We start from the raw sequence: 13537 nt of genomic DNA, 5'->3' as shown, positions 1-13537 counted from the left end.
CCGAATGGGTTACCCTGACGCTTTTCAAGGCTCAAGGTCAGCACATGAACATCTGCGGCGTAGAAATCAAAGGCAGCGAAGCCATTTTCGCTGTCGCCACTCGCACGTCCGGCGCGCCCGAACACCTGCCGCTGGCAACCAAAAAGATCGCCCTCGAAGACGATGACGAAGCGGCCAACGTCAAAGCCTTTGCCCGCCAAATAGCGACCTTTGTCCACGAAAACGCCATCACCCACCTCGCCATCAAGAAACGCAGCAAGAAAGGTGAGTTCGCCGGCGGCCCGACCACGTTCAAGATCGAGACCGTCTTTCAATTGCTGGATGCCTGCGAGGTGGTGCTGCTGTCATCCCAGACCATCAATGCGCAGATGAAAAAACACAATTTCGAACTGCCAGCGGCGTTGAACAAATATCAGCATGAGGCGTACAAGGCGGCGTGCACAGCGTTGATGAAGGGCGTGAAATAGTGCACCCGTGCTGCGAGAGTGAATTCATTCACCCTCATCAGGCAGGACTCACTGAGCTTGTGCTTTTGCCGGTACGCCGAGGCGCTGCCAGGAAAAGTCCCGATGAGTAATCATGCAGGCCTTAACCCATCAAACCTCGCGCGATGGTGAGCGCGAGACCTTCGCGCCTGAATACAAAGCCGATACGCTTTGCCATGTTGTATACCCGATTATTGTCACAACCATAATTTATGGTCGGAGGTGTAATTCACCCTAATCGGGCGTCAAACGACCTTGGACTCACGCACGACTCGTCCACGATCCTCCCGCGGGCACACCCCATGGCGCGCCTTGTAACTGCGCGTGAAATACGACGGCGACTCGAACCCGCAAGCAATGCTGACTTCCAGTACGCTCATCTCACTCTGGCGCAGCAATTGCCGGGCTTTTTCCAGGCGTAGCCCAAGGTAGAAATTGCTCGGCGTGTCATTCAGGTGCAAACGAAACAGTCGTTCCAACTGGCGACGCGTCACTTGAATGCCCTCCGCCAGCTCGAGCGTGTTCAAGGGCGGCTCGGTGTGCTGCTCCATCATGCCGATCACTTGAACCAGCTTCTTGTTGTTGATGCCATAGCGGGTCGCGATCTGCATGCGCTGGTGGTCCTTGCGCTGGCGGATTCGACCCAGCACGAACTGCTCAGACACCTTGATCGCCAGATCAGGGCCATGGGCCTGACCGATCAAGTCGAGCATCAGATCAATAGACGCCGTACCGCCTGCTGAGCTGATGCGCCGTCGATCGATTTCGAACAATTCCTGAGTGGCCTGCAACCCGGGGTAGGTTTCCTTGAAGGCGTTCAGCGCCTCCCAATGCAAGGTCAAGCGGTAACCCGCCAGCAACTCTGCTTCGGCCAACACGAAGCTGCCTGTGTCAATCGCGCCCAGGACCACGCCTTCCAGATCGAGCCGCCGCAGCCAGTGTTCCAGCGTGGAGGAATAGGATTTCAATGGATCGACGCTGCTCATCACGCACAGCGTCGCGCCTTTCTTGAGCGGCTCCAGGGCGGCATCGGCGTTCACGGACATGCCATTGCTGGCGATGACCGGCCCGCCATCGACGCTCAACACATGCCAACGATACAGCTCACCACCGAACCTGTTGGCCACCCGCAACGGTTCGATGGCCGACACGAACCCCATCATCGAGAAACCGGGCATCAGCAGAAAGTAGAAATCCTGGGGCATCGTCGAAAAAGTCCTTGAGAGCACCGCCGACCGCATAGGAGCGCGCTTGATGGCACATCACTACACCTGTTCCAACAGCCAAGCAATAACACAGGTCGCTACCGTGCAAGAGCTTGTCGCCGCTGTGCGTTTTGAGCGGCCTTGGGCTGCGTAGTTTTGCACCTCAAAAGCGGGTGACGAAAACCCGCCTCTCACACGCTCTGGCCTGCAAGGAACCTCGCTCATGAATCACGACGTCATCATCACCTGCGCACTCACCGGTGCTGGCGACACGACCGGAAAAAGCCATCTGGTCCCGATCACACCCAAACAGATCGCCGAAGCGGCGGTCGAGGCGGCCAAGGCCGGCGCCACCGTCGTGCATTGCCATGTGCGAGACCCGCAAACCGGTAAATTCAGCCGCGACGTCGAGCTGTACCGCGAAACCATGGACCGCATTCGCGAGGCCGACATCGATATCATCGTCAACCTGACGGCTGGTATGGGGGGCGATCTGGAAATCGGCCCGGGCGAGCGTCCGACCGACTTTGGTCCAGCGACCGATCTGGTTGGCCCACTGACGCGCCTGGCCCACGTTGAAGCGCTGCTGCCCGAAATCTGCACCCTGGATTGCGGCACGCTGAACTTTGGCGATGGCGACACCATTTATGTCTCCACTCCCGCGCAATTGCGGGCCGGCGCCAAACGCATCCAGGAGCTGGGCGTCAAGGCCGAGCTGGAAATCTTCGATACCGGGCACCTGTGGTTCGCCAAGCAAATGATGAAAGAAGGCCTGCTGGACAATCCCCTCTTCCAACTGTGCCTGGGTATCCCATGGGGGGCTCCGGCTGACACCACCACCATGAAAGCGATGGTCGACAACCTGCCCGCCGACGTGGTCTGGGCCGGTTTCGGGATCGGCCGCATGCAGATGCCGATGGCGGCACAGGCCGTTCTGCTGGGCGGTAACGTGCGCGTCGGCCTGGAAGACAACATCTGGCTGGATAAAGGTGTGCTGGCGAGCAACGGCGCACTGGTCGAACGCGCCAGCGAAATCCTCAGCCGCATGGGCGCGCGGGTCATGACGCCCGCGGAAGGCCGCGTGAAGATGGGCCTCAAAAAACGCTTCTGATCCAGATCCAACACCTTCCCTGTAGGAGCGCGCTTTGTCTGGGCCGCACCCGGACGATTGCGGTGTGTCAGAGAAACATCTGGCACAGACAGACGGCGATCGTCCGGGTGCGGCCCAGACCAAGCGCGCTCCTACGAATCCTCTGCGAATTCGAGATCCTTTATGACCTTCATCACCAACATCAAAACCTTCGCAGCCCTGGGCAGCGGCGTCATCGGCAGCGGTTGGGTCGCTCGCGCACTGGCCCATGGTCTTGACGTCGTGGCATGGGACCCAGCACCCGGTGCAGAGGCGGCATTGCGCAAGCGCGTCGCTAATGCCTGGCCTGCCCTCGAGAAGAAAGGCTTGGCCCCAGGGGCTTCGCAGGAGCGGCTGCGCTTCGTGGCGACCATCGAAGAATGCGTGCGCGACGCTGACTTCATCCAGGAAAGCGCCCCGGAAAGGCTCGAGCTCAAACTGGATCTGCACAGCAAGATCAGCGCGGCAGCCAAACCCAACGCAATCATCGGTTCCAGTACGTCAGGCCTGCTGCCATCGGAGTTCTACGAAAGCGCAACGCACCCTGAGCGCTGCGTGGTAGGCCATCCGTTCAACCCTGTGTACCTGCTGCCATTGGTCGAAGTCGTCGGCGGCCAGCGCACGGCGCCAGAAGCGGTAGACGCCGCGATCAAAATCTATGAGTCCCTAGGCATGCGCCCACTGCATGTGCGCAAGGAAGTCCCAGGCTTCATCGCTGACCGCCTGTTGGAAGCGCTTTGGCGCGAAGCCCTGCATTTGGTCAACGACGGCGTGGCGACAACGGGCGAAATCGACGACGCCATCCGCTTCGGCGCCGGCCTGCGCTGGTCCTTCATGGGTACGTTCCTGACCTACACCCTGGCTGGAGGCGACGCCGGTATGCGCCATTTCATGTCGCAATTCGGGCCTGCACTGCAATTGCCATGGACCTACCTGCCCGCGCCCGAGCTCACTGACAAACTGATCGACGACGTGGTGGACGGCACCAGTGAACAACTCGGCAGCCATAGCATTTCCGCCTTGGAGCGCTACCGCGATGACGCGCTGCTGGCGGTGCTGGAAGCCGTCAAGAAAACCAAAGAGAAGCACGGTATGGCGTTCGAGGACTGATCCCCGACCTCGTTGTTCGAACCAACGCTGTCACGGGCAAGCGCGCCCCTACTGGAGAGCGCCATCCTCTGTAGGAGCGCGCTTGCCCGCGACAAGGCCCGCCCGGCCCATCCACGGACTACAGACTTAATCCGGTAACGACTATGCCCGCTTTGACCACCTACAACACCCCGATCATCCAGGATTGGGTCGACTACAACGGCCATCTACGCGATGCGTTCTATCTGCTGATCTTCAGCTTCGCCACCGACGCGTTCATGGACCGCATTGGTCTGGCCAGCGATGACCGCGCGGCCAGTGGTCACTCTTTGTTCACGCTCGAAGCCCATATCAACTACCTGCACGAGGTGAAGCTCGGAGAGGAGGTTGAGGTCCGCACCCAGATCGTCGCCCATGACAGTAAGCGGGTGCAGCTTTACCACAGCCTGTACAAAGTCGGCGGCGATACTGAGCTGGCCGCCAGCGATCAGATGTTGCTCCATGTGGATCTGGCTGCCGGGCCAAGGTCGGCCCCCTTCAGCGAGCAGTCGCTGGAGGCATTGCGAGTACTGGTTGAAGCGCAGCACGATCAACCGGTTCCGGCCTATATCAATCGCACCATCGGCCTACCCGCCAAACCCTGAACCACCTGTAGGAGCGCGCTTGCCCGCGAAGAACGATGACGCCGTTTGCCTGACGGACCGAAGCGCTTGAATCGCGGGCAAGTGCGCTCCTACAAATTCCGACAGCACGGCGTCCAGACGGCGGACGATGTCCAATCGTGCAAACAAAAAAAAGCCCGCATCGCTGCGGGCTTTTTCATGCCGGTCAAATAACGATCAGTTGACCTTGGCGTTCAGTTCGCCTTTGGCATAGCGTTCGAACATCTTTTCCAGCGAGATGGGTTTGATCTTTGAAGCATTGCCGGCGGTGCCGAACGCTTCGTAACGGGCAATACAGACATCGCGCATGGCCGATACGGTCTTGGCCAGGTATTTACGCGGGTCGAACTCGCTCGGGTTCTTGGCCATGAACTCGCGGATGGCGCCCGTAGAGGCCAGACGCAGGTCGGTGTCGATATTGACCTTGCGCACACCGTGCTTGATGCCTTCAACGATTTCCTCGACCGGCACGCCGTAGGTCTCTTTGATGTCGCCGCCGTATTCGTTGATGATTTTCAGCCATTCCTGAGGAACGGACGACGAACCGTGCATCACCAAGTGCGTGTTTGGAATGCGCTTGTGGATTTCCTTGATGCGTTCGATCGCCAGGATATCGCCGGTGGGGGGCTTGGTGAACTTGTAGGCGCCGTGGCTGGTGCCGATGGCGATGGCCAGGGCATCAACGTTGGTTTTTTTCACGAAGTCGGCGGCTTCTTCGGGGTCGGTCAGCATCTGGCTGTGGTCCAACTGGCCCTCGGCGCCGACACCATCTTCTTCGCCTGCCATACCGGTTTCCAACGAACCCAGAACGCCCAGCTCACCTTCGACGGACACGCCGCAGGCGTGGGCCATGGCGACAACGCGCTGAGTGACGTCGACGTTGTATTCGTAAGTGGTTGGGGTCTTGCCGTCGGTGCCGAGCGAGCCGTCCATCATGACCGAGCTGAAGCCCAGTTGCATGGAGCGCTGGCAAATGTCAGGGCTGGTCCCGTGGTCCTGGTGCATGACCACCGGGATATGAGGGAATTCTTCGATCGCAGCCAGGATCAGGTGACGCAGAAACGGTGCGCCTGCATATTTGCGCGCACCGGCCGAAGCCTGAACGATCACCGGGGAATCGGTCTTGTCGGCCGCTTCCATAATGGCGCGCATCTGTTCCAGGTTGTTCACGTTGAATGCAGGAACGCCATAACCGAATTCGGCGGCGTGGTCCAACATCTGGCGCATGCTGATAAGTGCCATTGTCTGTCTCTCTCCCGGTAGGGTCGTTGATCGCGTGTGCCTGCCGTAACGGCGGCTATTCAAATTATAGGGGCGGAAAACCTACGGACTCGCCCGGTATTACATCGGTCGGATTACCCGGCGCCTTACGGCGCCTTGCAACCGCGACCGATCAAATCGTTGGTAGCGTCCCAGTACACCAGGCCTTCGCTGCCCTTGTTGTCAAAGGCCAGCACACCGTTGCTGTAAAGCGCTCCGGAAGCACCGGGCGCGGCCTGCAGACGGAACACTTGCTCGCTTTGGTTGAGGCGAACATCGACCTCTTTCTTCGCGGCGTCAGCGTAGCGCCAGTAAACCTCGGCCTTGCTGTCGCAGACCCAATGTGTCCACGACGCCGCCGGTTCAGACGCCTTCATGCTGGCACAACCGCCCAGCAGCACCAGTGTCGCAAGGGCAATCAAACCTTTCATTACCACTCCCGAACCCCTGCGAAACGGCGTACTCGCCTTCGTTCGATCGCCAGGGGCGATTCTGTTTCTGATGTTCACGCTCGCCATCGGTTCAGATTCAGCGACAGGCTACCGGACCGACAGCGGGCATGAACTCGTATTTTTCCCAGACCTCGGGGCCGCCTCGTTTGTACACGATCGGTACGGTTTCAGCCTGCCAGCCCGCCTGATAGCAACTGACCTGAAGTGGCGCGCTGTCCAAGGCCGTCTGCGCTTCGGGCTTGCTTGAACAGCCGACGAGCAAACCCGCCATGATTAATAGCGGTAATGGCTTGACCATGTCACTCCCCTTCACCTTGGCCTGATGCTCAGGCCTTGGCGCGTTGTTCCAAAACTTCCACGGCAGGCAGTACCTTGCCCTCGACGAATTCGAGGAACGCACCACCACCCGTAGAGATGTAGGAGATCTTTTCGGCCACGCCGTATTTGTCGATGGCCGCCAATGTATCGCCGCCACCAGCGATGGAAAACGCTTCGCTGTCGGCAATGGCCTGGGCCAGAACCTTGGTGCCATTGCCGAACTGGTCGAACTCGAAGACACCCACTGGACCATTCCAGAGGATCGTCTTGGAGGACTTGAGCAGATCGGCGAATTGCGCAGCGGTTTTCGGGCCGATGTCGAGAATCATGTCGTCGTCGGCCACGTCGGCGATGGCTTTAACGGTCGCTTCGGCATCTTGAGCGAACGCTTTGGCGACCACCACGTCGACGGGCAGCGGCACGCTGACTTTGGCCGCGATCGCTTTGGCAGTGTCCAGCAGGTCCGGCTCGTACAGCGACTTGCCGACCTTGTGGCCGGCAGCGGCCAGGAAGGTATTGGCGATACCACCGCCAACGATCAACTGGTCGCAGAGGGTGCTGAGGCTGTTCAAGACATCCAGCTTCGTCGACACCTTGGAGCCCGCAACGATCGCAGCCATCGGCTTGGCAGGGTTGCCCAGCGCTTTGCCCAAGGCCTCCAGCTCGGCCGCCAGCAGCGGGCCAGCAGCAGCGACCTTGGCGAATTTGGCCACACCATGAGTTGAGCCCTCGGCGCGGTGAGCGGTGCCAAACGCATCCATCACGAACACGTCGCACAGGGCTGCGTATTTCTGCGCCAGGTCATCGGCGTTTTTCTTTTCGCCTTTGTTGAAGCGTACGTTCTCGAACAGCACGATATCGCCCGCCTTGACGTCGACGCCGTCCAAGTAATCAGCAACCAGCGGAACTTCACGACCCAGTGCTTTGCTCAGGTAGTCGGCAACCGGTTTCAAGCTGTTTTCAGCGGAGGATTCGCCCTCGGTCGGGCGACCCAGGTGCGAGCAGACCATGACGGCAGCGCCCTTTTCCAGCGCCAGTTTGATAGTCGGCAGCGAAGCAAGAATGCGTGCGTCGCTGGTGACGACACCGTCCTTGACCGGGACATTGAGGTCTTCGCGAATCAGCACGCGCTTACCTTGCAGGTCGAGGTCGGTCATCTTCAACACGGTCATGTGGCGTTCCCTGTTTATTACTGTTGTTAATGGATACTGCGCAGATAGTGATCAGCGACATCCAGCATTCGATTGGCAAAACCCCATTCGTTGTCGAACCACGCCAGAACGTTCACCAGCCGAGGGCCCGAGACCCGTGTCTGACTGGCATCGATGATGGCCGAATGAGGGTCATGGTTGAAATCACAACTGGCGTGCGGCAATTCGGTGTACGCCAGCAGGCCTCTGAGCGGGCCCGTGGTGGCAGCCTCGCGCAGAATCCGGTTGATCTCTACGGCGTCCGTGTCACGCGCAACCTGCAGCGTGATGTCCAGGCATGAGACGTTCACCGTCGGCACACGAACTGCTTTGGCCTGAATTCGGCCTGCAAGTTCCGGAAGCAACCGCTCGATCCCCCGTGCCAGACCGGTGGACACCGGAATGATCGACTGGAAGGCCGAGCGAGTGCGACGCAGGTCCTCATGATGATAGGCGTCAATCACAGGTTGGTCGTTCATGGCCGAGTGAATCGTGGTGATGGTCACGTATTCCAGGCCCAGTTCTCGGTTCAGCAGGTCCAACAACGGCACGCTGCAATTGGTGGTGCAGGACGCCGCGGACACCAGCCGTTCTTCGCCCGTGAGCGTTTGCTGATTGATGCCGTAGACGATGGTGGCATCGACATCCGCTTCGCTGGCCATCGGCTGGGAAAATAATACTCGGGGCGCGCGGGCGGCGAGGAATCGGTCGCCATCGGACCGTGTGTGGTACACACCGGAACACTCCAACACCAGATCCACACCCAGGGCGCTCCAGTCGATACCTTCCGGCGTCGAGCTGCGGAACACTTTGATGACATGATCGTTGATGTGCAGAAAATCACCCTCGACCCGCACGTTACCGGGAAACCGGCCATGGGTTGAGTCGAAGCGAGTCAGGTATTCGAGGCTGGCCATGTCGGCCAGATCGTTGATCGCCACCACCTCGAAACCCGCGTTCGCCCCGCGCTCGCACAGCGCGCGCAGAACGCAGCGACCAATGCGACCGTAACCATTGAGGGCAACTTTGAAAGGACGTGGTTGAGGCATGGGGACTCTCGCAAATGCGGGCGTTGCATAGATCCCTGTAGGGGCGTGCTTGGCCTGGGCCGCACCCGGACGATTGCGGCATGTCTGTAACACCTGTGGTGAATGACACGACGCAATCGTCCGGGTGCGCCCAGGCCAAGCGCGCTCCTACACAAGGGGGAGCGCAGGCTTATTCGTCTTCCAGCAGCTCTTCGGCAGTGTTGATGACGTTCTCCAGCGTGAAGCCGAACTCTTCGAACAGGGCAGGCGCAGGCGCCGACTCGCCGAAGGTCGTCATGCCAATCACACGGCCTTCCAGGCCAACGTACTTGTACCAGTAGTCGGCGTGTGCCGCTTCGATCGCGATACGCGCGCTGACTTCGAGCGGCAGAACCGATTGCTTGTACAGCACGTCCTGCGCTTCAAAGACGCTGGTGCACGGCATCGAGACCACGCGTACGTTCTTGCCGGCTGCGGTCAGCTTGTCGAATGCCTGGACCGCCAGCCCGACTTCCGAGCCCGTGGCGATCAGGATGAGATCAGGCTCGCCATTGCAATCACGCAGCACGTAACCGCCGCGGTTGATGTTTTCCAACTGCAGGGCATCACGAGTCTGATGCGGCAGGTTCTGACGAGAGAAAATCAACGCCGACGGACCATCGTCGCGCTCGATGGCGTGTTTCCATGCCACCGCGGACTCCACCGCGTCGGCTGGGCGCCAGGTGTCCATGTTCGGTGTGGTGCGCAGGCTGGTCAATTGTTCGATCGGCTGGTGCGTCGGGCCGTCTTCGCCCAGACCGATCGAGTCATGGGTGAACACATAGATCGCACGCTGTTTCATCAACGATGCCATGCGCACGGCATTGCGCGCGTATTCCATGAAGATGAGGAAGGTTGCGCCGTACGGCACGAAACCACCGTGCAGAGCGATGCCATTCATGATGGCGCCCATACCGAACTCGCGTACGCCGTAGTGCAGGTAATTGCCGCTGGCGTCTTCACCGGTGATGCTCTTGCAACCTTTCCAGATGGTCAGGTTGGAGCCCGCGAGGTCCGCCGAACCGCCCAGCAGCTCCGGCAGGAGCGGGCCGAGGGCGCCGAGGGCGTTCTGGCTGGCTTTGCGGCTGGCGATGGTCTCGCCCTTGGCATTGACCTCGGCGACGTAGGCAGCGGATTTCTCGGCGAAATCGGCAGGCAATTCACCGCTCATGCGACGAATCAGCTCATTTGCCAATTCAGGGAAAGCGGCGGAGTAAGCTGCAAAGCGCTGGTCCCACTCGGCTTCGGCGGCCAGGCCTTTTTCCTTGGCGTCCCACTCCTTGTAAATGTCGGCAGGGATTTCGAAAGGGCCGTGTGTCCATTTCAGCGCTGCACGGGTCAGGGCGATTTCGTCGTTGCCCAGTGGCGCGCCGTGGCACTCTTCCTTGCCCTGCTTGTTGGGCGAACCGAAACCGATGGTGGTCTTGCAGCAGATCAGCGTCGGCTTGTCGCTCTTGCGAGCGGTGTCGATGGCGGTCTTGATTTCGTCGGCGTCGTGGCCGTCGACATTGCGGATCACCAGCCAACCGTAGGACTCGAAACGCTTCGGCGTATCGTCGGTGAACCAGCCCTCGACCTCACCGTCGATGGAAATGCCGTTATCGTCGTAGAAAGCGATCAGCTTGTTCAGGCGCAGGGTGCCTGCGAGCGAAGCGACTTCGTGGGAAATACCTTCCATCATGCAGCCATCACCCATGAACACGTAGGTGTGGTGGTCGACGATGTTGTGGCCCGGCCGGTTGAATTGCGCGGCCAGCGTCTTCTCCGCGACAGCGAAACCGACGGCATTGGCGAAGCCCTGACCCAACGGGCCCGTGGTGGTTTCGACGCCAGGGGTGTAGCCATATTCAGGATGGCCCGGCGTGCGGCTGTGCAACTGGCGGAAGTTCTTCAGATCGTCGATGGACAGGTCGTAGCCGGTCAGATGCAGCAGCGAATAGATCAGCATCGAACCGTGACCGTTGGACAGAATGAAACGGTCACGGTCGGCGAACTTCGGATTGGCCGGGTTGTGCTTCAGGTAGTCCCGCCAGAGGACTTCAGCGATATCCGCCATGCCCATCGGGGCACCTGGGTGGCCGCTGTTGGCCTTTTGCACGGCATCCATGCTGAGTGCACGAATGGCATTGGCACGCTCACGACGGCTTGGCATCGCTGATCTCCTGAGGCAGAAAGAGTGGATCTGAAAAAGGCGGCCATTTTCCCTCAGGCATTGCTTCGGAGCAATGACAGATAAAGGCTCTGACGCGATTTTCCACGGTTGCGCAGGATATTTCTGCGGTGCGCGAGGGTTTTGTCCCCGAACGGCGTGGCCCCGGCTCGCCAAAGTCGTCGGCAACCGATCAATATCAAAACTTTTTGATATTGGCCTTGCGGCTCGTGCAGCGGATAACTAGACTGCCTGACTTATGAATCTCAGTGCGCCGACCATCATTCATGAGCAAAGCGACGAACTGGCAGCCTTGTGCAAGGCCGCTGGCGATCCGTTGCGGCTGAATGTATTACGCGCCCTTTCCAACGATTCCTTTGGCGTGCTGGAGCTGGCGCAGATTTTCGCCATGGGTCAATCGGGGATGAGCCACCATTTGAAAGTGCTGGCGCAGGCCGATCTGGTAGCCACTCGCCGCGAAGGCAACGCGATCTTTTACCGTCGTGCCCTGCCCCATATCGACCAGGTCGGCGGCAAGCTGCACGCGGCTTTGCTGGAAGAGGCCGACAACTTGACACTGCCCGATGACGTACGGGCTCGCATCGGCCTGGTTCATCGCCAGCGCGCCAATGCCAGTCAGGACTTCTTCGCGCGCACTGCCGAAAAATTCCGGGCTCAGCAGGACCTGATCGCAGGACTGGCCCAATACCGCGACAGCCTCCTGTCGCTGTTGGACAAACTGAGTTTCGATGCCGATGCCACCGCAGTGGAAGTCGGTCCTGGGGACGGCGGCTTTCTGCCTGACCTCGCACAACGCTTCCGGCATGTCACGGGGCTGGACAACAGCCCGGCCATGCTCGATCTGGCGCGCACGCTTTGTGAACAGAAGGCACTGGACAATGTGGAGCTGAAACTGGCTGACGCGCTGTCCATCGCGAATGTTTCGAGCGACTGCGTTGTCGTGAACATGGTGCTTCACCACTTTGCAGCGCCAGCTGACGCATTGAAGCAACTGGCCAACCTGTTGCAACCAGGCGGCAGTCTGTTGGTGACGGAGTTGTGCAGCCACGACCAGAGCTGGGCCAAGGAAGCCTGCGGCGACCTCTGGTTGGGATTCGAGCAAGAAGATCTGGCCCGTTGGGCCATCGCTGCGGGGCTGGTCCCCGGGGAAAGCCTGTATGTGGGCTTACGTAATGGTTTCCAGATTCAGGTTTGCCATTTTCAGCGGCCGGCTGGCGACATTCACCATCGGTAACACTCAGGAAAACCGTCGAGATGAGCGAATACTCCCTTTTCACCTCCGAGTCCGTGTCCGAAGGGCACCCGGACAAAATCGCCGACCAGATCTCCGATGCGGTGCTGGACGCCATCATTGCTCAGGACAAACACGCACGCGTTGCAGTGGAAACCCTGGTCAAGACGGGCGTCGCCATCGTAGCGGGCGAAGTCACCACCAGCGCATGGGTGGACCTGGAGCAGATCGTTCGTGACGTGATCAGCGACATCGGCTACACCAGTTCCGACGTCGGCTTCGACGGCGCGACCTGCGGCGTGATGAACATCATCGGCAAGCAGTCTCCGGACATCAATCAGGGCGTTGACCGCGCCAAGCCCGAAGATCAGGGTGCAGGCGACCAAGGTTTGATGTTTGGCTATGCCAGCAACGAAACAGCCGAGCTGATGCCCGCACCGATCGCGTTCTCTCACCAACTGGTGCAGCGTCAGGCGGAGGCTCGCAAATCCGGTCTGCTGCCGTGGTTGCGTCCGGATGCCAAATCCCAAGTCACCTGCCGCTACGAAAACGGCATCGTGGTCGGCATCGACGCGATCGTACTGTCGACCCAGCACAACCCTGAAGTGTCGTATGCCGATCTGCGTGAAGGCGTGATGGAACTGATCGTCAAGAACGTGTTGCCTGCCAACCTGCTGCATAAGGACACCCAGTTCCACATCAACCCAACGGGGCAGTTCATCATCGGCGGCCCAGTGGGCGACTGCGGCCTGACCGGCCGCAAGATCATCGTCGACAGCTACGGCGGCATGGCACGCCACGGCGGCGGTGCGTTCTCCGGCAAAGATCCGTCCAAGGTTGACCGTTCGGCGGCATACGCCGGTCGTTACGTCGCCAAGAACATCGTTGCCGCTGGCCTGGCCGAGCGTTGCGAGATTCAGGTCTCCTACGCCATCGGCGTCGCTCAGCCAACTTCGATCTCGCTGAACACCTTCGGCACCGGCAAGATCAGCGATGACAAGATCATCAAACTGGTCCGCGAGCACTTTGACCTGCGCCCATACGCGATCACCAAAATGCTCGACTTGCTCCATCCGATGTATCAGGAAACCGCAGCCTACGGCCACTTTGGCCGCACGCCGCAGACCAAGACCGTGGGTGAAGACACCTTCTCCACCTTCACTTGGGAAAAAACCGACCGCGCCGACGCCCTGCGCGCTGCTGCTGGTCTGTAATCCCTCAGCGGTTGTTTATGGAAAGCCCCTGACGATGCGAGTCGTCAGGGGCTTTTTTGTGCGAC

At 59.8% G+C, this 13537-nt stretch carries 13 protein-coding genes; 6 read left to right on the top strand and 7 right to left on the bottom strand.

What is annotated here, in order from left to right; translation table 11 throughout:
- Positions 1 to 44 precede the first annotated feature (44 nt).
- A complete protein-coding gene (locus tag N5D61_RS13425) occupies positions 45 to 467 on the top strand; it encodes a DUF3010 family protein (RefSeq protein WP_279893281.1) in 423 nt (140 codons plus the stop codon).
- Between the two features lie 263 nt (positions 468 to 730).
- Here the strand turns inward: N5D61_RS13425 and N5D61_RS13420 are convergent, their stop codons facing one another.
- Positions 731 to 1690, bottom strand: a complete 960-nt coding sequence (locus N5D61_RS13420) for a GlxA family transcriptional regulator (protein ID WP_279893201.1) — start codon at positions 1688 to 1690, stop codon at positions 731 to 733.
- Between the two features lie 223 nt (positions 1691 to 1913).
- On the opposite strand from N5D61_RS13420, the gene N5D61_RS13415 reads away from it, so the two are divergent.
- The 3 genes from N5D61_RS13415 to N5D61_RS13405 all read left to right on the top strand — a co-directional run bounded on the left by N5D61_RS13415 (position 1914) and on the right by N5D61_RS13405 (position 4552).
- Complete coding sequence (locus tag N5D61_RS13415; protein WP_279893200.1) at positions 1914 to 2801, top strand: 3-keto-5-aminohexanoate cleavage protein; 888 nt, start codon at positions 1914 to 1916, stop codon at positions 2799 to 2801.
- A gap of 162 nt (positions 2802 to 2963) precedes the next feature.
- Positions 2964 to 3929, top strand: coding sequence for an L-carnitine dehydrogenase (locus N5D61_RS13410; protein ID WP_279893199.1), 966 nt, complete (start codon positions 2964 to 2966; stop codon positions 3927 to 3929).
- A 143-nt stretch (positions 3930 to 4072) separates the two neighbouring features.
- A complete protein-coding gene (locus N5D61_RS13405; protein WP_279893198.1) occupies positions 4073 to 4552 on the top strand; it encodes a thioesterase family protein in 480 nt (159 codons plus the stop codon).
- A gap of 195 nt (positions 4553 to 4747) precedes the next feature.
- On the opposite strand, the gene fba is transcribed toward N5D61_RS13405, so the two are convergent.
- From fba to tkt, 6 genes are all read right to left on the bottom strand, one after another.
- Positions 4748 to 5812, bottom strand: a complete 1065-nt coding sequence (fba, locus tag N5D61_RS13400; RefSeq protein ID WP_108237728.1) for a class II fructose-bisphosphate aldolase — start codon at positions 5810 to 5812, stop codon at positions 4748 to 4750.
- Between the two features lie 125 nt (positions 5813 to 5937).
- Positions 5938 to 6261 carry an MliC family protein gene (locus tag N5D61_RS13395; RefSeq protein WP_279893197.1) on the bottom strand — a complete coding sequence of 108 codons (324 nt, stop codon included), beginning with the start codon at positions 6259 to 6261 and terminating at the stop codon, positions 5938 to 5940.
- 97 nt (positions 6262 to 6358) lie between these two features.
- Positions 6359 to 6580, bottom strand: coding sequence for a hypothetical protein (locus N5D61_RS13390; protein WP_108237726.1), 222 nt, complete (start codon positions 6578 to 6580; stop codon positions 6359 to 6361).
- 28 nt (positions 6581 to 6608) lie between these two features.
- On the bottom strand, positions 6609 to 7772 hold the full coding sequence (locus tag N5D61_RS13385) for a phosphoglycerate kinase (protein WP_108237725.1): 1164 nt from the start codon (positions 7770 to 7772) through the stop codon (positions 6609 to 6611).
- A gap of 26 nt (positions 7773 to 7798) precedes the next feature.
- Positions 7799 to 8839, bottom strand: coding sequence for an erythrose-4-phosphate dehydrogenase (gene epd, locus N5D61_RS13380; RefSeq protein WP_108237724.1), 1041 nt, complete (start codon positions 8837 to 8839; stop codon positions 7799 to 7801).
- A gap of 169 nt (positions 8840 to 9008) precedes the next feature.
- Positions 9009 to 11009, bottom strand: a complete 2001-nt coding sequence (gene tkt, locus N5D61_RS13375; protein WP_279893196.1) for a transketolase — start codon at positions 11007 to 11009, stop codon at positions 9009 to 9011.
- A gap of 256 nt (positions 11010 to 11265) precedes the next feature.
- Here tkt and N5D61_RS13370 point away from each other — a divergent pair, with 256 nt between their 5' ends.
- Positions 11266 to 12261, top strand: coding sequence for a metalloregulator ArsR/SmtB family transcription factor (locus tag N5D61_RS13370; RefSeq protein WP_279893195.1), 996 nt, complete (start codon positions 11266 to 11268; stop codon positions 12259 to 12261).
- Positions 12262 to 12281: 20 nt separating this feature from the next.
- Positions 12282 to 13472 carry a methionine adenosyltransferase gene (metK, locus tag N5D61_RS13365; protein ID WP_108237721.1) on the top strand — a complete coding sequence of 397 codons (1191 nt, stop codon included), beginning with the start codon at positions 12282 to 12284 and terminating at the stop codon, positions 13470 to 13472.
- Positions 13473 to 13537: the final 65 nt, after the last annotated feature.

Origin of the sequence: Pseudomonas sp. GD03842 (assembly GCF_029841165.1) — a bacterium.
In the GTDB taxonomy this organism is placed as follows: domain Bacteria; phylum Pseudomonadota; class Gammaproteobacteria; order Pseudomonadales; family Pseudomonadaceae; genus Aquipseudomonas.
The sequence above is the reverse complement of the archived record's forward strand: the minus strand, read 5'-3'. Positions and strand labels throughout refer to the sequence as shown.